This window comes from Frankia sp. CoWAU3 (genome assembly GCF_977971855.1).
Map to the genome: position 1 here is coordinate 10,849 of NZ_CDWWXB010000080.1, position 865 is coordinate 11,713.

The 865-nt window shown below is 74.0% G+C and carries 1 pseudogene; it reads right to left on the reverse strand.

The features are described 5' to 3' along the window. Nucleotides 1-865 (reverse strand): annotated as a pseudogene (locus AC08ON_RS09550) (guanylate cyclase); the annotation flags it as partial.

Sequence of the window (865 nt, forward strand, 5' to 3'; positions counted from 1 at the left end):
ACCGCGCGCCGGGCCACGGTGAGAGCCTGGGTGGGCTGCCCGGCATCCAACAGGATGCCGGCGAGATGGGCGTACGCCTGCCGGCGGGGGAACATCAGGGTTGCCGGTTCGCTTGCCGACAACGCCTCCCGCAACAGCTCGGTCGCCTCATCGAGCCGCCCGCGGGCCCGGGCGATCTGCGCGACCAGTACCTTTGCCCCGAGCTGGGCATGCGGGCGCAGCTCCAGCTGCGCGAGGTCCGCCTGCGCGATCTCGGCGGCCTGCCCAGCCTTGTCCACTTCGCCGGCGTCGAGCCAGGTCAGCCCGAGCAGCACCCGGGCCAGCGCGCCGACGACGACGTGTCCGCGGGCGGCCGCCTCGGCACACGCCTGTTCCAGGTACTCCGCCCCGCGGGCCGATTCGCCGGTGCCACGGGCCGCCAGCCCACGGGCGACCAGGGTCAGCATTGTTCCCCACGCGTCGCCGATGCTGGTGAACAGCTCAGCGGCCCGCTCCGCGTGGGCCTCGGCGGTGGCGATGTCGCCCAGCTCGGCGGCCGCTATCGCGTCGATGGTGAGGCAGACGGCCATCCCCCACTGCTCGCCCACGGAACTGGCTAGCTCGATCAGTTCGCGGGTGAGTTTGCGGGCCCGGGTGAGCTGCCCGGACAGCAGCAGCACCAGCGCCTCCGTGCCCCGGCACCAGCCGAGGCCGCCGGTGTCCTCGAGCCGGTCGAACACCGCGGACGCCTCGCGCAGCGTCCGCTCGGCGCGGGGATAGTCCCCCCGGGTGGTGGCGCTCCAGGCCAGGTGCTGCAACGCCCAACCGACCCCGCGGGGGTCGTCGACCTGGCGGGCGATCGCGAGGGCCTCGCGGTAGCGTTCCT